The organism is Pseudomonas sp. WS 5079, assembly GCF_012985465.1.
GTDB lineage: Bacteria > Pseudomonadota > Gammaproteobacteria > Pseudomonadales > Pseudomonadaceae > Aquipseudomonas.
Genome location: NZ_JAAQWN010000012.1, coordinates 145,932 through 166,909, shown reverse-complemented (window position 1 = coordinate 166,909; position 20,978 = coordinate 145,932). Strand labels below are relative to the sequence as shown.

Here is a 20,978-nt window from a genome sequence, read left to right as displayed (position 1 = left end):
CCCGCAACAACGCAAAAGCCCCGGCTCACAAGAGCCGGGGCTTTTTATTGGATCTTCAAAACACCGCTGCCCAATGTAGGAGCGGGCTTGCCCGCGATAGCGGTGGGCCAGCCAGCACATCACTTAGAGACAGTTCGCTCCCGCAGGTTCGGTAACATTCCTTCACAGCAATGCAACAATATCGCTACAAAATACTTAGCCGGCTACCTTTCAACCTGGCGCCAGCGCGTATATAAAGTCACCCCACAAATAAGCCGGAAGGACGATTGACCGTCCTTGGGCTTTACTATTGACACAAACAGACGTAATTACGCATTTTGTATCAATTGCGCAGGCTGGGGCTCAAGCGCAGCATGTCCAGCCCAATATCCACCAGGCGCTCGGCCTGCTGATACAGCTCGAAACTGTCAGGCACCAGGAGCCACTGGCCAACAAGCCCGTTGATGTAGGCATGAATGCATACCGCCCCACGAGCGGTGTCGAGGTTTTCCGGAAGTTGCCCGCGGTGGACTGCATTGCGCAACGTCAGGCCGATACGCAGGTTGCACTCAAGGCTATGGGTCTGGCGTTGACGGCGCATGTCGCACATTTCGTCGGTAAATTCGCACTTATGGAACAGGATCTCATTAATGCGCCGAGTCTTCGGGTCCAGGGCCACCTGATGAAAAAGATGGATCAGCAGCTTGCGCATGCAGCCCAGCGGATCTACCTCATCCTCGCTTTCACTGGCCCTGGCCAATTCGTCCAGGGGTTCGTGCAGCGTGTCGAGCAGTGCCTGCAACAGGTCCGACTTGTTGCTGAAGTGCCAATAGATCGCGCCCCGCGTCACACCCGCCCGCGCCGCGATATCCGCCAGCGTAGTGCGCGCAACACCGCGCTCATAAAAGGCTTGCTCGGCGGCTTCAAGTATCTGGCTGCGCGTTTCCTGAGCTTCCTCTTTGGTACGACGAACCATGGCAGTAACACCTCAATCAGGACACGGGCGGTGGTGGATAACCACCTTCTGAATAATTATGGGACGACGCCTTCATGGGCATCGAACGTACTAGAATCGAGGCTTTGGGCATTGCTTTGTAAGGAATCCGCGAAGCCTGTCAAGAGTTTACAAACAACCATGAACGTAAGTATATTGCCTAGCAAGCTACTTATCTACTCACTGTCTGTTTTTTACCCTTCCACACTTCTTGTGCGCATCAAGCGCGCCTGACCCGAGGATCTTCATGCAACTTAAGCCAGCTGTTACCGCTCTGGTCACTGCCGTCGCCCTGGCATCGCTGCTCAGCGGATGTAAAAAGGAAGAAGCGGCGCCGCCCGCTCAAACCCCTCAGGTCGGCGTGGTCACCCTTCAACCTCAAGCCTATACCCTGACCTCCGAATTGCCGGGCCGCACCACTGCGTTCCGCATCGCGGAAGTCCGCCCCCAGGTCAATGGCATCATTCTCAAGCGCCTATTCAAGGAAGGCGGCGACGTCAAGGAAGGCCAGCAGCTCTATCAGATCGATCCGTCGGTGTATGAGGCGACCCTGAAAAGCGCCCAGGCCAACCTGCAACAGACCAAGTCGATTGCCGACCGCTACAAACAACTGGTCAACGAGCAGGCGGTCAGCCGCCAGGAATACGACACCGCCGTATCCAACCGCATGACTTCCGAAGCCAACCTGCAGACGGCTCAGATCAACGTGCGCTACACCAAGGTGTTCGCCCCGATCTCCGGGCGTATCGGGCGTTCCTCGGTCACCGAAGGCGCATTGGTCAGCAATGGCCAGGCAGACGCCATGGCCGTGATCCAGCAACTGGACCCGATCTACGTCGACGTCACGCAATCCTCCGCCGAGATGCTGAAACTGCGTCGCGACCTGGAAAGCGGCCAACTGCAGAAAGCCGGTGAAAACGCGGCCATGGTCAAGCTGACCCTGGAAGACGGCAGCGAATACACCCAGCAAGGCCGCCTGGAATTTTCCGAAGTGTCGGTCGACCAGACCACTGGCTCGGTAACCCTGCGCGCTGTGTTCCCCAACCCTGATCACACCCTGTTGCCGGGCATGTTTGTCCACGCACAATTGCAGGCCGGCGTGAACAGCAAGGCGATCCTCGCCCCACAACAAGGCGTGACCCGCGACATCCGGGGCATCCCGACTGCGCTGGTCGTCACCGCCGACAACAAGGTCGAACAGCGCGTGCTGGTGGCCAACCGTACCGCCGGCGCCTACTGGCTAGTGGAAAAGGGCCTGAATGCCGGTGACCGTGTGATCACCGAAGGCTTGCAGTTCATCAAGCCGGGCATCACGGTTGAAGCGAAGGAAGCCACCAACGCCAAGCCCGCCGGTTCTGCTCCTGCCGCCGCCGCTGGCAAAGGGGAGTAATACATGTCGAAATTTTTTATCGACCGTCCCATTTTCGCCTGGGTAATAGCCCTGGTGATCATGCTGGTCGGGGCACTGTCGATCCTGAAGTTGCCCATCAACCAATACCCGGCCATCGCGCCAACCGCCATTGATATCCAGGTGACCTACCCAGGCGCGTCCGCACAAACCGTGCAGGACACCGTGGTGCAGGTGATCGAGCAGCAGCTCAACGGTATCGACAACCTGCGTTATGTCGCCTCGGACAGTAACTCCGACGGCAGCATGACTATCACCGCGACGTTCAACCAGGGTACCAACCCGGACATCGCCCAGGTTCAGGTACAGAACAAGCTGAACCTGGCGACCCCATTGCTGCCGCAAGAAGTGCAGCAGCAGGGGATCCGCGTAACCAAGTCGGTGAAGAACTTCCTGATGGTGATCGGCCTGGTGTCCGAAGACGGCACCATGAGCAAGGATGACCTGTCCAACTACATCGTTTCCAACATCCAGGACCCGATTTCGCGGACATCTGGGGTGGGTGACTTCCAGGTCTTCGGTTCCCAGTACGCCATGCGTATCTGGCTGGACCCGGCCAAGTTGAACAACTTCCAGATGACCCCGGTGGATGTCAGCAGTGCCATTGCGGCGCAGAACGTCCAGGTGGCCACCGGCCAGTTGGGTGGCCTGCCAGCCCTGCCCGGCACTCAGTTGAACGCCACCATCATCGGCAAGACTCGCCTGCAAAGCGCCGAGCAGTTTGAAAAGATCCTCCTGCGCGTGAACAGCGATGGTTCCCAAGTGCGCCTGGGCGATGTCGCCCGTGTCGAGCTGGGTGGCCAGAACTACAGCATCAGCGCCCAGTTCAACGGCAAGCCGGCTTCCGGCATGGCGATCAAACTGGCATCGGGCGCCAACGCCCTGGACACCGCCAAGGCCATCCGTGCCACGGTCGCGTCCCTGGAGCCGTTCTTCCCGCCAGGCATGAAAGCCGTGGTTCCGTATGACACCACGCCGGTGGTGACCGAATCGATTTCCGGGGTAGTCGATACCCTGGTCGAGGCGATCATCCTGGTGTTCCTGGTGATGTACCTGTTCCTGCAAAACTTCCGCGCCACCATCATCACCACCATGACGGTACCGGTGGTGTTGCTGGGTACGTTCGGCATCCTCGCGGCCTTTGGCTTCACCATCAACACCTTGACCATGTTCGGCATGATCCTGGCCATCGGCTTGCTGGTGGACGATGCGATCGTGGTGGTGGAAAACGTCGAGCGGGTGATGGCCGAGGAGCACCTGTCGCCCAAGGAGGCGACGGTCAAGTCCATGAGCCAGATCCAGGGCGCCCTGGTGGGTATTGCCCTGGTCCTGTCGGCGGTATTGCTGCCGATGGCGTTCTTCGGCGGCTCCACCGGCGTGATCTATAAACAGTTCTCCATCACCATTGTGTCGGCGATGGCCCTGTCGGTACTGGTTGCACTGATCTTCACCCCAGCCTTGTGCGCCACCATGCTCAAGCCGATCGACCCCGAGAAACACGGCCAACCCAAGCGTGGTTTCTTCGGCTGGTTCAACCGCACCTTCGACCGTGGCGTACTGAGCTACGAGCGTGGCGTGGGCAACATGATCAAGCACAAGGCGCCTTCGTTCCTGGTGTACCTGATCATCTTCGCCGGCATGATCTGGCTGTTTACCCGTATTCCAAGCGCGTTCCTGCCCGAGGAAGACCAGGGTGTGATCTTCGCCCAGGTGCAGACACCGGTTGGTTCTTCGGCCGAACGCACCCAGACCGTTATCGACGACATGCGTGCCTTCCTGTTGAACGACAAGGAAGGTGAGCCCGGTGAAGGCAAGGCCGTGCAATCGGTATTTACCGTAAACGGCTTCAACTTTGCCGGTCGTGGCCAAAGCTCGGGCCTGGCATTCGTCATGCTCAAGCCATGGGACCAGCGCGACGCATCGATGTCGGTGTTCGAAGTGGCCAAGCGTGCCCAGGGATACTTCTTCCAGACCTTCAAGGACGCCATGGTGTTTGCCATCGTGCCCCCATCGGTACTGGAGTTGGGTAACGCCACCGGTTTCGACGTGTTCCTGCAGGACCAGGGCGGTGTGGGTCACGATGCCTTGATGAACGCACGTAACCAGTTCCTCGGCATGGCCGCGCAGAGCAAGATCCTGGCCGGCGTACGTCCCAACGGCGTCAACGATGAGCCGCAGTACGAGCTGACCATTGATGACGAGAAGGCCAGTGCCCAGGGCATCAGCCTGTCGAGCATCAACCAGACCCTGGCGATTGCCTTGGGTGGCAGCTACGTCAATGACTTCATCGACCGCGGTCGAGTGAAGAAGGTCTACATCCAGGGTGAGGCCGCTGGCCGGATGTCCCCTGAAGACCTGAACAAATGGTTCGTGCGCGCCAACGACGGGAAGATGGTGCCATTATCAGCAATTGCCTCTGGTAACTGGATCTTCGGCTCGCCGAAACTGTCGCGGTACAACGGCGTAGCGGCGATGGAAGTCCTCGGGACCCCGGCGCCTGGCTACAGCACCGGTGACGCGATGGCGGAAGTCGAGCGCATCGCCAAGCAATTGCCGGCGGGTGTGGGCTATGCCTGGACCGGTCTGTCGTATGAAGAACGCTTGTCCGGCTCCCAGGCGCCTGCGCTGTATGCCCTGTCGTTGCTGGTGGTGTTCCTCTGCCTGGCAGCGCTGTACGAAAGCTGGTCGATCCCGATTGCGGTGGTGTTGGTCGTCCCGCTGGGCGTGATCGGTGCACTGATGGCCACCAGCCTGCGAGGACTGTCCAACGACGTGTTCTTCCAGGTGGGGTTGTTGGTGACCGTGGGCCTGGCCTCGAAGAACGCCATCCTGATCGTGGAATTTGCCAAGGAGCTGCATGAACAGGGCAAGGGCATCGTCGAGGCGGCCATCGAGGCGTCCCGCATGCGTCTGCGTCCGATCATCATGACGTCCATGGCGTTCGTCCTCGGCGTACTGCCGCTGGCGATCTCCTCGGGCGCAGGTTCAGGCAGCCAACACGCAATCGGTACCGGGGTGATTGGCGGTATGATCACTGCCACCGTCCTGGCGATCTTCTGGGTGCCACTGTTCTTCGTGACCGTGTCCGCCATGGGTAGCCGGAAAAAAACTGACAAGTCCGATACACCGAATACTCCTAAAGAGGCTGGCTAATGCGCAAGTCGCTACTCTCCCTGGCAGTCACGGCATTCGTGCTCAGTGGCTGCTCGCTGATCCCTGATTATCAGCAGCCTGAAGCGCCGGTTGCCGCCCAGTTCCCGCAGGGGCCGGCGTACTCGTCGGCCCAGGCGCCGAGCCAGGCCGCTGCCGAGCAAGGCTGGAAGCAGTTTTTCCACGATCCTGCCCTGCAGCAACTGATCCAGGTCGCACTGGTCAACAACCGTGACCTGCGTGTCGCGGCGCTGAACATCGACGCCTTTGCCGCGCAGTACCGCATCCAGCGTGCCGACCTGTTCCCGGCCGTCGGCGCCAATGGCAGCGGCAGCCGCCAGCGCGTTCCGGCACGGGCCTCGCAAACCGGCGAATCGAACATCACCAGTTCCTACTCGGCGACCCTCGGGATCAACGCCTACGAACTGGACCTGTTCGGCCGGGTGCGCAGCCTGAGCGAAGAAGCGTTGCAGAAATACTTCGCCACTGAAGAAGCACGCCGCAGCACGCAGATCAGTCTGGTGGCCAGCGTGGCCAATGCCTACCTGACCTGGCAAGCGGACAAGGAACTGCTCAAGCTGACCCAGGACACCCTGGCCGCCTACGAGCAGAGCTTCAAGCTCACCTCGCGCAGCAACGAAGTCGGCGTGGCCTCGGCCCTGGACTTGAGCCAGGCGCGCACCTCGGTTGAAAGCGCCCGTGTGCAGCTGGCCCGCTACACCCGCCAGGTGGCCCAGGACGAAAACAACCTGACCCTGCTGCTGGGCACCGGCCTGCCGGCGAATCTCGCCACCCAGCCGCTGTCCGACGACCTGTTGAGCGAAGTACCGGCCGGCCTGCCTTCAGACCTGCTGCAACGTCGCCCCGACATCCTGCAGGCCGAGCACAACCTCAAGGCTGCCAACGCCAACATCGGCGCGGCACGGGCTGCGTTCTTCCCGAGCATCAGCCTGACCGCCAATGCCGGGACCTTGAGCCCGGACCTCGGTGGCCTGTTCAAGGGCGGCTCGGGTACCTGGTCGTTCGCGCCGCAGATCAACATCCCGATCTTCAACGCCGGTAGCCTGCGCGCCAGCCTGGACTACTCGAAGATCCAGAAAGAGATCAACGTCGCGACCTACGAGAAGTCGATCCAGACCGCGTTCCAGGAAGTCTCCGACGGCCTGGCGGCACGCGCGACCTACAACCAACAGTTGCAGGCCCAGCGTGATTTCGTCGCGGCCAACCAGGACTACTACCGCCTGGCCGAGCGTCGCTACCGCATTGGGGTTGATAGCAACCTGACCTTCCTCGACGCCCAACGCCAGCTGTTCGCTGCCCAGCAAACGCTGATCACCGACCGCCTGGCCCAACTGACCAGCGAAGTGACCTTGTACAAGGCCCTCGGCGGCGGCTGGAACGAACAGACGGCGAAGAATGAGCCAGTGAAAGAAGAAGCGCCGAAGCTCAAGTTGTTCTGATCGGCGTAGCAACACATGAAGCCCACCCTTTGGTGGGCTTTTTCATGGGCGCACAGTTTCGTGCGATCACCGCCCAAAACCCGCCCTCCCCCAATTGAACCGCCCCACACACGCCCCGCACCATGGCCCGCACCTGAAAACCACCAATAACAACAGGTCCCATGCCATGAGCACCTTGCACCCTCGCCGGCTATTGCTGGCTACCGCTGTCGCCAGCCTTGCCCTCCCAGTTGTTGCCCAGGAACACGGCTTTCTGGAAGATGCCAGCGCCAACCTCAACCTGCGCAATTTCTTCTTCAACCGCAATTTCACCAACCCGACCAAGGCCCAGAGCGGCGCGCAGGAGTGGACGCAGAGTTTCATCCTTGATGCCAAGTCCGGTTTCACCCAGGGCACCGTGGGGTTCGGGGTGGATGTGCTGGGCATGTATTCGCAAAAGCTCGACGGCGGCGGCGGCTCCGGCGGCACCCAATTGCTGCCCCTGGACCACGATGGCAAGCCGGCCGATAACTTCGGGCGCCTGGGGGTGGCGTTCAAGGCACGGGTTTCCCAGACCGAGTTGAAAGTCGGCGAGTGGATGCCGGTACTGCCGATCCTGCGTTCGGACGATGGCCGCTCCCTGCCGCAAACCCTGCGCGGCGGGCAGATCACCTCCAAAGAGATCGCCGGCCTGACCCTGTATGGCGGCCAGTTCCGCGCCAACAGCCCGCGTGACGACAGCAGCATGACGGACATGTCGATGTTCGGGAAAACCGCGTTCACCTCCGATCGCTTCAACTTCCAGGGCGCCGAATACGCGTTCAACGACAAACGTACCCAGGTCGCCGTGTGGAATGCCCAGCTCAAGGACATCTACCGCCAGCAATACCTCAACCTGACCCACAGCCAGCCCCTGGGCGACTGGACCCTGGGGGCCAACCTCGGCTTCTTCTACGGCCAGGACGACGGCAGCGCCCGGGCCGGCAACCTGGACAACAAGACCTGGTCCGGCCTGTTCTCCGCCAGGTACGGTGGCAACACCTTCTACGTCGGCCTGCAAAAACTCAGCGGCAACAGCGCGTGGATGCGAGTCAATGGCACCAGCGGCGGCACCCTGGCCAACGACAGCTTCAATGCCAGCTATGACAACGCCGAGGAAAAATCCTGGCAGGTACGCCATGACTACAACTTCGCCGCCCTGGGCGTGCCCGGCCTGACCTTGATGAACCGCTACATCAGCGGCAGCAACGTGCACACCGCCACTGTCAACGATGGCAAGGAATGGGGCCGGGAAAGCGAAGTGGGCTACACCGTGCAAAGCGGCAGCCTGAAAAATCTTACAATGCGCTGGCGCAATTCCAGCATGCGCCGCGACTACAGCAACAATGAGTTTGATGAGAACCGGTTGATCGTCAGCTATCCAATCAGCTTGTTGTAGTGACAGGGCGAACGGCAAAAAGCCCGCGCCGTCCGACGACTTTTCTGCACCGGGTGCGCCTACTTTATTACGCCCGGTAACAAAGGATCGACGGCGGCGACGGAACACTTTCATTCAATCGCACGACATACCTACCGCCCCTCCCCCCCCCTGGAGGGGCGTTTGCGTTGAACTGAAAGGTACTGACCATGAACACGATCGCGCCACATCACGCCATGCCTGCCCTCCCCCCTCACACGCCGCAGGCCGAGCCCGCCGCCGTGCCAGGCAAAGGCCAACACCAGCCGTTTCCTTCTGCGCGAACCCCTTCACAGGCGCAACCGGAGCTTCCGAATTTCTCCTCGCAGGACAAGCAACTGACGTTGGTCGATGACGGCAACCTCAGAGTCCGCCAGTCCCTGAGCGAAGTACCTCTGGCGCCGGGAAAATCGATCATTGTGAGCGACGCCCTGACATTTGAAACCGGCAACAGCGCCGACACTATTCATCTGAGCAACCACCCTGATGGCCGGCTCAAGGTCGAGGTCAACGGTAAGCCCTACCTGTTTAATGTCAGAGACCCCAAGGACAGTGCGCCCACCAGCCTGCATATCAAAAGCCATGGCGGTGACGACAAGATAAAAATCGACCCCGGCGTCATGCTCCCGGTCAAGGTCGAAGCCGGCGATGGCGACGATGACGTGCAAGCGGGCGGCGGCCCCACCCAGCTGTTTGGCGGCAAGGGCAACGACACCCTGCGCCTGGGCAGCGGCAACGGTTATGTCGAGGGCAACGAAGGTGATGACACGATAGTGGGAGGCACGGGCTCCAACGTCATGTATGGCAATAACGGCAATGACCGGCTGTACGCAGGTGCCGGGGCCGCCCAGAAGCAAAGCTACCTGGATGGCGGCAGCGGTAACGACCAGCTATACGCTGGCGATGGGCATACGGTGATAAACGGCGGCCAAGGTGACGATGTGCTGGTGGGGCACGACCGCACGACCTTCTACAGCGGCAAAGGCCACGACACGATCTGGTCCAACCGGCCGGACAACCGCATCTATGCAAAACCCACTGATCGGCTCTTGGGCGGGTCTGATGCAACGATCACCCCGGTGACGCCAAGCAACGCCGGTAAAGAAGGGTTCCAGGCCCAAGGCACGCAGGCGTTCAAGCAACGGGTCGAAGATGACCTTGAATTGCTGCGCGGCTCGCCCGTGGGCCAGCAAATGCTCGCGGGGATGGACGCCGTGGCTCGACAAAACGGCGCGCCGTTGCCGATTATCGAAGGTTCCAGCAGTCATTTTGACGACCATCTGTCGCCAGAACAGACAAAACAAAGCCATATCAAAGAAGGGGCTGCAGGTCGCCGAATCAACAGCGGCACCCTGCAGTACAATCCGTTCGATATCTACGCCGACCCCAATGTCCCTGCCGCACCCATCGTCACCCTGCAACATGAATCGGCCCATGCCTGGAACGCCGGCACGGGCACCTTTTTCGGCGGCCACACCCAAGAGCAGGTAGGCGCAAACCCTCCAGTGGATACACCCAATGTAGAACGCCAGGCCGTTGGCCTGCCGACTACTGCCGCACCGTTCGACTTTGACAACGACCCACTCACGCCGCCTACTTCAACCAATCCCAAGCCGTTCACCGAGAACGGCTTGCGTGAGGAAATGGGCTATGGCCCGCGTGAGCACTACGCAGACTGACAGTGAACGGGGTACGCGCTTGCTGTATGTTGCCGGCCTCCATACCCCGATCACAAGGATGTGCATCATTGACCCCAGAGCCCCATGAAACTCATTGCCCTCTTGCTTGCCACACTATTGATCAGCCTCAGCGGCTGCATCGGCGCGCCCGTGGCATTGACCCCGCAGACCGCACAACGCCTGCAAAGCCAGGCGCCGATCCGTTTCCTGCTGACGTTCGATGATGGCCCCAGCGCCTCGGGCTACGCCAATCCCAGCCGCTCGGTAATCCAGGACCTGGCTCATAACCCGGTGCTGCCGGGGATCAAGGCAATTTTCTTTTTGCAGACCCAGGCCTGGCGTTCCGGCGGCAGCCCGCGCGGGCGCAAGACCATGGAACGCGAACACGCCGCCGGGCATATCCTGGCCTTCCACACCGCCACCCGCTGGCATAGCAACCATCGCCTGATGAACGACGAAGACCTGGCACAAACCCTGAGCCTGGGCGCCGCAAGCATTGCCTCGATCACTGGCACCGCACCCAGCCTGGTGCGCCCGCCCTTCTGGAACTATGACAAGCGCACCTTCGCCGCCTATCAGCGCCACGGCATGCATATCCTGCTGACCGACTTGAGTGCCAATGACGGCAAGATCTGGGGCTTCAATGCCAGCCCGAGGCGGCGGGCCAACCTGCTGCGGCAACTATCGCTGGTGCGCGAACGCATTGCGCTGGGCGAACTGCCGACCGTGGACGGGGTGATTCCGGTCGTGGTGACCTTTCACGACATCAACCGCTACTCCGCCCGGCACCTGCCGGAATACCTGCAGATCCTGATGGACAGTGCCCAGGCCAATGGCCTGCAGACTGCCGCCGCCCCCTTCTACACCGACCGCGCGACCCTGGAACGCGCAGCCCTGGCGCGCACGGTGAAGGGTACCAACGAGGTGGTGCACTTGCCGGGAGTGTGGAACTGGGTGTGGGACGCCGACGCTCACTGAACGCCACCTTGCTACGGGTCCCGAAAAAACCGGCATTGGTTCCCTTGGGAATCCTTGGCCACCGCTCAGCCACTAGTACTCAACGCACACACTAAAGCGAGAGTACGTAATGGCAATATCAACTGGCTTACAACCGTTAAATCTACCGCCACCAAGCACGCACCCGGTAACACTGGCGGGTAACTCCGTATCGAACCCCATTACGATTCAAAGCCCGCCATTGAAAAAATCACATACGCTCTTTACGCCACATTCAACATTGACAATCGATCAGAACTACGTTGAAAAATATCCCGTCTATACAAACGCATTCGCCCTATTTAGCGACAACACTATAAAAATAACCCATCAAGTCACATGGGAGAAATCCACGGATGATGGATATCTAAACAGAAGCAACGCGCTGCAAGTCGTTACAGGTAATCATTCAGACGTCATAAAGGTTAATCCCGCTTCAGGCGACAACATTCACTTGGAAGTCAATGGCATTCATTACCTATTAAAAATCAACAACCACGAAGATTACCCTGAAGAACTGCACATCAAGTCTAAAGGCGGTGATGATCACATCAGGGTTGATCCTCGCGTCACTATGCCGATTGTCATTGAGGGCGGCAGGGGGCGAGACAGGATTGAAGCCCTTGGCAGTGGTGAAACCCGTGTCTATGGCGGTGCGGGCGATGACGATATCACTCTGGGCAGCGCCAACAGCTACGCCGAAGGCAATAGCGGCAATGACACAATGCGCGGCGGCACAGGCAAGACCGTCATGTATGGCAACAACGGCAATGACCTGATGCTCTCCGGCCCCGGCAGCAAGGGAACGTTCAGTTACATGGATGGTGGCAAGGGCAACGACACCATGATCGGCGCCAGCCCGATTAACCTGATGCATGGCGGCCCCGGTGAAGACGTGATGTACAGCACAAGGCCGACCACCTTCTACACCGGCCGAGGCCGGGACATCGTCCTGGCAAACCATGCAAGCGACCAGATCTACGCCGACGCGGGGGATCGGGTTGCCAGGGTTGCCGGCTCAACCCTAAGACAAGTGCGCATAAGCGACGCCGGGCACAAAGCCTTTAAAGTCGAAGGTTCAGACAAGTTCAAGCAACACACCCAAGACAATCTTGAATTTTTCAGAAACTCGCCGACCGCACAAAATATGCTCTCTGAACTAGACCAGGCAGCCGAACTCAATGGTTCCCCCGTTACTATTCGAGAGACCACCGGCAACACTAGTTATTCATACGGCAACAACTTCACGAGAGAGCATGACACACAACTAAAAGAATATGACGACCTCGCAGAGTCACCCTTGATAGGTTACATCCAAGGTAATACCAAAGGCTCGGTAGCAACTAGCGCAGCAATCAACAGCAACCCTGGTTTTATCTTCCGAGAGCCGCCGGTCGTTGTCCTCTACCATGAAATGGCCCATGCCTATAACGGCGCCCACGGCACCTTCCTCCCAGGCAAAACCGATGGCGAGTCCAATATGGAGCGCCAAGCTGTTGGGTTGCAGACCACTGCTCCCGCCTTTGATTTTGACAACGACCCCACGACGCCCCCCACTCCCACCAACCCCAAGACCTTTACCGAAAATGCGCTGCGTGAAGAAACCGGTTTTCCACGGCGTAACACCTACATTCCAGCGGCTGAAGAGTGACTTGGCATAAGGGCGGGCAAATTGTCGTCAGTCCCGCGACTCCACCCCCAACTCGTCCCACACCGACTCTGCCAGGTGAAACGTCGCATTGGCCGCCGGGATCCCGCAGTAGATCGCACTTTGCATCAGCACTTCCTTGATCTCGGCGCGGGTCACGCCATTGCTGGCGGCGGCGCGCAGGTGCAATTTCAGCTCTTCGCTGCGGTTCATACCGATCAGCATGGCGATGGTGATCAAGCTGCGGGTATGCCTGGGCAAGCCCGGGCGGGTCCAGATATCGCCCCAGGCATGACGGGTGATCATTTCCTGGAACTCGCTGTTGAACTCGGTCAGGGCATTGAGACTGCGATCGACATGGGCATCGCCCAGCACTGCACGCCGCACCTCGAGCCCCTCGGCATAACGTTGTTTCTCGTCCACAAAAACGCCCTCAGCGATCCAGCAGGAAGGTTAGTACCCGGTCGCTGAACGCAGCCCCGGCTTGTACGTTGGACAGATGCGCCGCGTAGAACTCGGCGTATTCGGCGCCCGCTACACGCGCCTGGATAAAGTGCCCGCCCGCCGGGGGTGTGACGGCATCTTCAGTGCCGGCAATCACCAACGTCGGCACCTTGATGGACGCCAGTTGCTCGCGCAGATCCGCATCGCGCACCGCGCCACAGTTGGCGGCATAGCCCTGGGGCGATGTGGCCGCGAGCATGTCGGTGATGCGCTTGGCCTGGTCGGGATGAGCCTGGGCAAAATCGGCAGTGAACCAGCGGGCAATCGATGCATCACGCAAGCCCACCATTGCCGCCTGGCCATCGCGCAGGACCATGTCGATCCGCGGGTTCCAGATTTCAGGGGTGCCGATCCTGGCCGCCGTATTGCACAGCACCAGCTTGAGCAAGCGCTCACCGGCGTTGATGCCCAGCCACTGGCCAATCAACCCGCCCATGGACAGGCCACAGAAATGCGCACGCTGGATATCCAGGGCGTCCAGCAACGCCAGCACGTCACGGCCCAGTTGTTCAATGCTGTAGGGGCCCTCGGTGACCAGGGATTTGCCGTGGCCACGGGTGTCCAGGCGCAGCACCCGAAAATGCTCGGTGAAGGCCGGCATCTGGGTATCCCACATCTGCAGGTCGGTGCCCAATGAGTTGGACAGCACCAGCACCGGTGCGCCTTCAGGGCCTTCCAGTTGGTAGTTCAGTTCGCCATCGGCGAGTCGTACAAATCCCACAGCAGTCTCCTCAGGCAGACAATGCAAAGTGCTCGGCCACGGCGCGGCTGACCCAGGTCTGTGCCAGGCCCAGGTAATGCGCCGGGTCCAGCAGGCGATCCAATTCCAGCGCCGACAGCTCGGCGGTGACTTGCGGCTCATCGGCCAACACTGCGCGCAAATGGCGCTGTTCGGCGACCGCGCGTTTACAGCACTGTTGCAGCAAGTGATGGGCGGTTTCACGGCCCAAACGCTGGGCCAAGACGATGCTTACGGCTTCGGCCAGCACCAGGCCCTGGGTCAGGTCGAGATTGCGCGCCATGCGCTGCGCATCGACTTCCAGGCCTTCGCCCAGCAGCAGCGCCTGATGCAACGCCCCGGACACCAGGCGGCAGATCTCGGGCAGGGTTTCCCATTCGGCATGCCACAGGCCCAGGCTGCGCTCGTGCTCCTGGGGCATGGCGCTGAACATCGTCGCCACCAGGCCCGGCACACGCGTGGCAGCGCTGATCAACACCGCCGCGCCAACCGGGTTGCGCTTGTGCGGCATGGTCGAGGAGCCGCCCTTGCCCGGCGCCGAAGGTTCGAACACTTCCCCCGCTTCGGTCTGCATCAACAGGCTGATATCCCGCCCGAGCTTGCCCAGGCTGCCGGCGATCAGGCCCAGCACGGCGGCAAATTCCACCAAACGGTCACGCTGGGTGTGCCAGGGTTGCTCGGGCAGCGTCAGTTGCAACTCTGCCGCCAGGGCTTGCGCCACCGGCATGGCGTGTTCGCCCAGTGCAGCCAAGGTGCCGGATGCGCCACCAAACTGCAGGACCAGCAAGCGCGGCTTCAACTCCAGCAGCCGTTGGCGATTGCGTGTCACCGCCCCCAGCCAACCGGCGATTTTCATCCCCAGGGTGACCGGCGTTGCGTGCTGCAACCAGGTGCGCCCGGCCAATGGCACATCGGCATAGCGCTGCGCCTGGGCCGCGAGCACCGTGCCCAGGCGGGCCAGGTCCGTATCGAGCAGCTCCAGCGCCCGCCGCAGTTGCAGGACCAGGCCAGTGTCCATCACGTCCTGGCTGGTGGCGCCCAGATGCACATAGCGCTCGGCGCCAGCGTCTTCACTGGCAATCAACTTGCCCAGGGCCTTGACCAGCGGGATCGCCGAATTGCCCGCCGTGGCAATCGCCGCGCCGAGGGCGTCCACGTCGTACAACGAGGCCAGGCACGCCTGGGCAATCGGCGCCACGGCGGCCTGAGGAATCAACCCGACCCCGGCCTGCGCCCGGGCCAATCCGGCTTCGAAATCCAGCATGCCCTGCAAGCGTCCCTGGTCACAGAACACCTCGGCCATGCTGTCGGCGGTGAAGTAAGCGTCGAACAATTGGTTGCTCGTGCGCAGTGTCATAACTCATCCCTTACAGATCGTGGTGCAGGTACTCCGCCTGTTTCGGCAGGCGCAGGCTGAACAGGAACGCGATGGCCATCATGCCGGTCACGTACCAGTAAAAGGTGTTTTCCAGGCCGATGGATTTCAGGCCCAGGGCCACGTATTCCGCCGAACCACCGAAGATCGCGTTGGCCACCGCATAGGCCAGGCCCACACCGAGGGCGCGCACTTGTGGCGGGAACATTTCCGCTTTTACCAGGCCGCTGATGGAGGTGTAGAAACTCACAATCGCCAGCGCCAGGGTAATCAGCACAAAGGCCAGGAACGGGCTGGTCACGGTTTTCAGGGTCAGCAGGATCGGCACCGTGCACAGGGTGCCGAGGGCGCCGAACCAGAGCATCGAGTTACGGCGGCCGATCTTGTCCGAGAGCATGCCGAACAGCGGCTGCATACACATGTAGAGGAACAGCGCGCCGGTCATGATGTAGCTGGCGGTCTTGGCGTGCATGCCAGCGGTGTTCACCAGGTACTTCTGCATGTAGGTGGTAAAGGTGTAGAAAATCAGCGAGCCGCCAGCGGTGTAGCCGAGCACGGTGATAAACGCCGCCTTGTGATCGCGAAACAGCGCGGCAATGCTGCCGGCGTCCTTGTTTTCACGCATTTCCTTGCTGGTGGTTTCTTTCAGGGAGCGGCGCAGCAGCAGCGAAATCACCGCCGCCACGGCCCCGATCACAAACGGAATGCGCCAGCCCCAGGCCCGCAGTTCGTCTTCGGTGAGCAGTTGTTGCAGGATCACCACCACCGACACCGCCAGCAGTTGCCCGCCGATCAAGGTCACGTACTGGAACGAGGCAAAGAAGCCGCGCTGGCCCTTGAGCGCGACTTCGCTCATGTAGGTTGCCGTGGTGCCGTACTCGCCGCCCACCGACAGGCCCTGGAACAGTCGCGCCATCAGCAGCAGGGCCGGGGCCCAGGCGCCGATGTCCTTGTAGGTGGGCAGAAAGGCGATGACCAGGGAGCCGGCACACATCATCAGCACCGAGATCATCATCGAATTCTTGCGCCCATGCTTGTCGGCGACCCGGCCAAACAGCCAGCCGCCGATGGGGCGCATCAAAAAGCCTGCGGCGAACACGCCAGCGGTGTTGAGCAGTTGCACCGTGGGGTCGTCGGAGGGGAAAAACGCCGGGGCGAAGTAGATGGCGCAGAAGGCGTAGACGTAGAAGTCGAACCATTCGACGAGGTTGCCGGAAGAGGCCCCGACAATCGCAAAAATCCGTTTGCTGCGTTCTTCTCCGGTGTAGTGACTGGTATTGGTTGTCATGTTGTTTTCACTCGTGGGGAACGGGTTAGAGTCTAGACATACTTTGCAACAACCTCGTTCCGCAAGCAGACCTTTGGATAGCAGTTGCCTGTGCCGGCCCTATCGCAGGCAAGCCAGCTCCCACAGGTGAACGCATTCCACTGTGGGAGCGGGCTTGCCCGCGATGGCGCCCTTGCAGCCAACTCAGTAATCGAAAAACACCGTTTCTTCATCGGTGCCCTGAAGAATCACATTCCACTGATACACCCCCGACGCATCCGCCTTGGCAACCAAGGTGCGGCGCCGCTCTGCCGGCACACACGCCAGCAACGGGTCATCGCCATTGGCTGCCTCGCCGTCGAAATAGATCCGCGTCAGCAAATGCTTGACCAAACCACGGGCAAACACCAGCACCACCAGATGCGGCGCCTGGGTCGTGCCCTTGAGGCCCGGCACACTGCCCGGCTTGATGGTGCTGAAACGAAAGCGCCCTTGCGCGTCCACCGGCACCCGGCCAAAGCCTTCGAAGTTAGGGTCCAGGGCTTTGTCCTGGTCATCCTCGGGGTGGTCATATTTGCCGGCAGCGTTGGCCTGCCAGACTTCCAGCATCGCATCGTTGACCACCTCGCCATTGCCATCGAGCACTTGCCCGGTGATGGCCACGCGCTCGCCAAGGGTGCCCGCATTCGCCAGGTCTTCGCGGTTCAGCCAGGTCAGGCCGATGTGGTAATACGGTCCGACGGTGTGGGACGTGGTTGCGTTGAGGGTCATGTCATTTCTCCATCGGCGTGGCGTCGCGGCCGCGCAGGACGATGTCCCAGCGGTAGCCGAGGGCGTAATGCGGCACGGTCTTTTCCAGGTCGAAACGGGCGATCAGGCGTTCCTTGGCCGAGGTGTCCGGCACGCAGTTGTAGATCGGGTCGTAGGCCAGCAGCGGGTCGCCGGGAAAGTACATCTGGGTCACCAGGCGCGTCAGCACACTGGGGCCGAACAGCGAAAAGTGGATATGCGCCGGGCGCCACGCGTTGTGGTGGTTGCCCCACGGATAGGCGCCGGGCTTGATGGTCTGGAACTGGTACCAGCCATCGGCATCGGTGACGGTGCGACCGGTGCCGGTGAAGTTCGGGTCCAGGGGCGCGTCGTGCTGGTCGCGCTTGTGGTTGTAGCGCCCGGCGGCGTTGGCCTGCCAGATCTCCACCAGGATGCCCGGCACAGGCAGGCCGTTTTCATCCAGGACCCGACCGTGAATGATGATGCGCTCGCCTTGCGGCTCGCCATCGTGCTGGGCAGTCAGGTCGTTGTCGTGCTCGGCAATGCGCTCGGCGCCGATAGTCGGGCCAGTGATTTCCGACAGCGAATGGGGCAAAAACACCAGCGGCTTGGACGGCGAACGCAGGTTCGTCGACTGGTATGCCGGGTGCAGGTAATCAGGCTGAGTACCCGCTTGCGGGCGCCGGTATCCGGGCTTGTCACTCATGGAGCAATCCTCTTTATTCTTGTAGGTCTCAAACGCGTTCGATCGCCAGCGCCAGGCCTTGGCCGACGCCGACACACATGGTCGCCAGGCCTTTGCTGCCGCCGGTTTTTTCCAGTTGATGCAGTGCGGTCAACACCAGGCGCGCACCGCTCATGCCCAACGGGTGGCCCAAGGCAATGGCGCCACCGTTCGGGTTGACCTGCGGCGCATCGTCCGCCAGGCCCAGTTCACGCAGCACCGCCAAGCCCTGGCTGGCGAAGGCTTCGTTGAGTTCGATCACATCAAAGTCGCTGACCGCCAGGCCCAGGCGCTCCACCAATTTGCGCACCGCAGGCACCGGGCCGATGCCCATCACCCGGGGTTCGACCCCGGCACTGGCCATGCCCAACACCCGGGCGCGGGCGGTCAGGCCGTGTTTTTTCACCGCTTCAGCACTGGCCAAAATCAAGGCGGCCGCACCGTCGTTGACCCCGGAAGCGTTGCCGGCAGTGACGGTCTTGTCCGGGCCGTTGACCGGTTTGAGCTTGGTCAGGGCTTCAAGGGTGGTGTCGGCACGCGGGTGTTCGTCGTGCTCCACCAGGGTCTCGCCTTTTTTATGGGCGACCCGCACCGGTACGATTTCTTCGGCAAAAAAGCCAGCGGCCTGGGCAGCGGCAGTGCGCTGCTGGCTGCGCAAGGCAAAGGCGTCCTGGTCGGCGCGCGAGACGCTGTAGTCATCCGCCACGTTGTCAGCGGTCTGCGGCATGGCATCCACGCCGTACTGCGCCTTCATCAATGGGTTGATAAAGCGCCAGCCGATGGTGGTGTCTTCCAGCTTCATGTTGCGCGAGAACGCCGCATCCGCCTTGCCCATTACGAACGGCGCCCGGGACATCGATTCGACGCCACCGGCAATCGCCAACTCCATTTCGCCACTGGCGATGGCGCGAAAGGCGGTGCCGATGGCGTCCATGCCCGAGGCGCACAAACGGTTGAGCGTGACACCAGGGATGCTCGGCGGCAGGCCGGCCAGCAGCGCGGCCATGCGCGCCACGTTGCGGTTGTCTTCGCCGGCCTGGTTGGCGCAGCCGAGGAACACTTCGTCGACCGCGGTCCAGTCTACCGACGGGTTGCGCGCCATCAGTGCCTTGATCGGCAAGGCCGCCAGGTCGTCGGCGCGCACCGTGGACAGGCCACCGCCAAAGCGGCCGATGGGGGTGCGGATGGCATCACAGATAAACACGTCGCGCATCAGGCTTCTCCTGGGGTTTGGCCATGGGCGGCGGCCGTACGGGCTTCTAGGTCGCGCAAGGCGTTCAGTTCGATGTCGGTGGGTTCGGCGCTGATGCTGAGCTGGTCGGCAAAGCGGATCGCCCAACCAGTGGCCGCGACCACTTGCTCGCGAGTAACGCCGGGATGCAGGGCGGTGACCACGAATTCGTGGGTGCCCTCCTCCGGCTCCATGATGCACAGGTCGGTAATGATTCCTACGGGGCCTGCGCCCGGCAGGCCGAGGCGCTTGCGCGAATCGCCGCCTTCGCCATGACCGACCGAGGTGATGAAGTCCAGTTTGTCGACAAACGAACGGGACGACTGCTTGAGGATGATCAGCACGCTCTTGGCAGAACCGGCGATTTCCGGCGCGCCACCGGCACCCGGCAGGCGCACCTTGGGCTGGTGATAGTCACCGACCACGGTGGTGTTGATATTGCCGAAGCGGTCGACCTGGGCCGCACCGAGAAACCCGACGTCGATGCGCCCGCCTTGCAGCCAGTAGCGAAAAATCTCACCGGTGGGGACTACCGTGTCAGCGGTTTCCGCCAACTCGCCATCACCAATGGACAGCGGCAATACCGAGGGCTTGGCGCCAATCGGACCGGACTCGTAGATCAACACCACATCCGGCGAAGACGTCAGGCGTGCCAGGTTGGCGGCCTTGGACGGCAGGCCAATACCGACGAAGCATACCGAGCCGTTTTTCAGGCGGCGCGCGGCGGCGACGGTCATCATTTCATTGGTCGAGTAAGTCATTACTTGGCCTCCTGCGCGGCCGCCAGCTTGGCCTGGAATTGACTGAAGTCAGCGGTGCCATGGATGTATTCATCGATCCAGGCGGTAAACGTCCCACGGTCCCGAGCGATTGGGTCCCAGGCTTGATAGAAGCGATTGTCACGCTCGGTGTAACCGTGGGCGTAGGACGGATGCGCGCCACCCGGGACATGGCACACCGCGGTCAGGGCCCAGGTCGGCAGCACGCAGGCGTTCATCGGGGCGTTGAGGTCATCGACGATTTCTTCGACGGTGACGATGCAACGCTTGGCCGCCAATGCCGCCTCTTTCTGCACCCCGAGGATCCCCCACAACAGCACGTTGCCCTTGCGGTCGGCCTTTTGCGCATGGATCACGGTGATGTCCGGGCGCACCGACGGCACCGCCGCCAGCACTTCGCCAGTGAAGGGACAGGTCACGGTCTTGATCAGCGGGTTGACCTTGGGCAAGTCGGAACCGGCATACGCCCGCAGCACAGCGAACGGCAGGCCGGATGCGCCGGCCACATAGGCGTTGGCCAGGTCCGCATGGCTGTGCTCTTCGATCTCCAACGGTTGCGGCCATTGCTTCTCGACCGCGTCCCGCAGGCGGTGCAGGGACCCTACGCCAGGGTTGCCGCCCCAGGAGAAAATCAACTTGCGCGCACAGCCGGCCCCGATCAGTTGGTCGTAGATCAGGTCGGGCGTCATGCGTACCAGCGTCAGGTCTTTCTTGCCCTGACGAATGATTTCATGACCTGCCGCTGTAGGGATCAGGTGGGTAAAGCCTTCGAGCGCGACGGTGTCGCCATCATTGACGAACTGCTTTACCGCATCAGCCAGCGAAAGGATTTCAGCCAT

General features: G+C 61.2%; 17 protein-coding genes. 7 read left to right on the top strand and 10 right to left on the bottom strand.

Annotation, left to right across the window (positions count from 1 at the left end; genetic code table 11):
- Positions 1 to 322: 322 nt before the first annotated feature.
- Positions 323 to 955, bottom strand: a complete 633-nt coding sequence (locus tag HBO05_RS26000) for a TetR family transcriptional regulator (protein WP_032858025.1) — start codon at positions 953 to 955, stop codon at positions 323 to 325.
- 265 nt (positions 956 to 1,220) lie between these two features.
- On the opposite strand from HBO05_RS26000, the gene HBO05_RS25995 reads away from it, so the two are divergent.
- The 7 genes from HBO05_RS25995 to HBO05_RS25965 all read left to right on the top strand — a co-directional run bounded on the left by HBO05_RS25995 (position 1,221) and on the right by HBO05_RS25965 (position 12,752).
- On the top strand, positions 1,221 to 2,363 hold the full coding sequence (locus HBO05_RS25995; RefSeq protein ID WP_169955527.1) for an efflux RND transporter periplasmic adaptor subunit: 1,143 nt from the start codon (positions 1,221 to 1,223) through the stop codon (positions 2,361 to 2,363).
- A gap of 3 nt (positions 2,364 to 2,366) precedes the next feature.
- Positions 2,367 to 5,534, top strand: a complete 3,168-nt coding sequence (locus HBO05_RS25990) for an efflux RND transporter permease subunit (protein ID WP_169955526.1) — start codon at positions 2,367 to 2,369, stop codon at positions 5,532 to 5,534.
- Complete coding sequence (gene adeC / locus HBO05_RS25985; protein ID WP_170042893.1) at positions 5,534 to 6,991, top strand: AdeC/AdeK/OprM family multidrug efflux complex outer membrane factor; 1,458 nt, start codon at positions 5,534 to 5,536, stop codon at positions 6,989 to 6,991. Before HBO05_RS25990 ends, adeC begins: the two co-directional genes overlap by 1 nt.
- 166 nt (positions 6,992 to 7,157) lie before the next feature.
- Positions 7,158 to 8,408: an OprD family porin gene (locus HBO05_RS25980; protein ID WP_172314584.1), complete on the top strand. Its 1,251-nt coding sequence runs from the start codon at positions 7,158 to 7,160 to the stop codon at positions 8,406 to 8,408.
- A 188-nt stretch (positions 8,409 to 8,596) separates the two neighbouring features.
- A complete protein-coding gene (locus HBO05_RS25975; protein ID WP_262381464.1) occupies positions 8,597 to 10,105 on the top strand; it encodes a M91 family zinc metallopeptidase in 1,509 nt (502 codons plus the stop codon).
- A gap of 84 nt (positions 10,106 to 10,189) precedes the next feature.
- Positions 10,190 to 11,083, top strand: a complete 894-nt coding sequence (locus HBO05_RS25970) for a polysaccharide deacetylase family protein (protein ID WP_172314582.1) — start codon at positions 10,190 to 10,192, stop codon at positions 11,081 to 11,083.
- A gap of 109 nt (positions 11,084 to 11,192) precedes the next feature.
- Positions 11,193 to 12,752, top strand: a complete 1,560-nt coding sequence (locus tag HBO05_RS25965; RefSeq protein ID WP_172314580.1) for a M91 family zinc metallopeptidase — start codon at positions 11,193 to 11,195, stop codon at positions 12,750 to 12,752.
- 27 nt (positions 12,753 to 12,779) lie between these two features.
- Here the strand turns inward: HBO05_RS25965 and pcaC are convergent, their stop codons facing one another.
- The 9 genes from pcaC to HBO05_RS25920 all read right to left on the bottom strand — a co-directional run bounded on the left by pcaC (position 12,780) and on the right by HBO05_RS25920 (position 20,978).
- Entirely contained in the window at positions 12,780 to 13,172 is a 393-nt protein-coding gene (gene pcaC / locus HBO05_RS25960) for a 4-carboxymuconolactone decarboxylase (RefSeq protein ID WP_169955521.1), read from the bottom strand.
- Positions 13,173 to 13,182: 10 nt separating this feature from the next.
- Positions 13,183 to 13,974 carry a 3-oxoadipate enol-lactonase gene (gene pcaD / locus HBO05_RS25955; protein WP_172314578.1) on the bottom strand — a complete coding sequence of 264 codons (792 nt, stop codon included), beginning with the start codon at positions 13,972 to 13,974 and terminating at the stop codon, positions 13,183 to 13,185.
- Between the two features lie 10 nt (positions 13,975 to 13,984).
- Positions 13,985 to 15,349 (bottom strand): 3-carboxy-cis,cis-muconate cycloisomerase, encoded by a 1,365-nt coding sequence (locus tag HBO05_RS25950; protein WP_170058356.1) that lies wholly within the window; start codon positions 15,347 to 15,349, stop codon positions 13,985 to 13,987.
- Positions 15,350 to 15,359: 10 nt separating this feature from the next.
- Positions 15,360 to 16,655: an MFS family transporter gene (locus HBO05_RS25945; RefSeq protein ID WP_169955518.1), complete on the bottom strand. Its 1,296-nt coding sequence runs from the start codon at positions 16,653 to 16,655 to the stop codon at positions 15,360 to 15,362.
- 183 nt (positions 16,656 to 16,838) lie between these two features.
- Positions 16,839 to 17,405, bottom strand: coding sequence for a protocatechuate 3,4-dioxygenase subunit alpha (gene pcaG, locus HBO05_RS25940; RefSeq protein WP_169955517.1), 567 nt, complete (start codon positions 17,403 to 17,405; stop codon positions 16,839 to 16,841).
- 1 nt (position 17,406) lies between these two features.
- Positions 17,407 to 18,111: a protocatechuate 3,4-dioxygenase subunit beta gene (gene pcaH, locus HBO05_RS25935; RefSeq protein ID WP_169955516.1), complete on the bottom strand. Its 705-nt coding sequence runs from the start codon at positions 18,109 to 18,111 to the stop codon at positions 17,407 to 17,409.
- Between the two features lie 28 nt (positions 18,112 to 18,139).
- Positions 18,140 to 19,345, bottom strand: a complete 1,206-nt coding sequence (gene pcaF, locus HBO05_RS25930) for a 3-oxoadipyl-CoA thiolase (RefSeq protein WP_170043064.1) — start codon at positions 19,343 to 19,345, stop codon at positions 18,140 to 18,142.
- Positions 19,342 to 20,121, bottom strand: a complete 780-nt coding sequence (locus HBO05_RS25925; RefSeq protein WP_169955515.1) for a CoA-transferase subunit beta — start codon at positions 20,119 to 20,121, stop codon at positions 19,342 to 19,344. Before HBO05_RS25925 ends, pcaF begins: the two co-directional genes overlap by 4 nt.
- Positions 20,121 to 20,978 carry a CoA transferase subunit A gene (locus tag HBO05_RS25920; protein WP_029297076.1) on the bottom strand — a complete coding sequence of 286 codons (858 nt, stop codon included), beginning with the start codon at positions 20,976 to 20,978 and terminating at the stop codon, positions 20,121 to 20,123. The genes HBO05_RS25925 and HBO05_RS25920 overlap by 1 nt, the downstream gene beginning before the upstream one ends.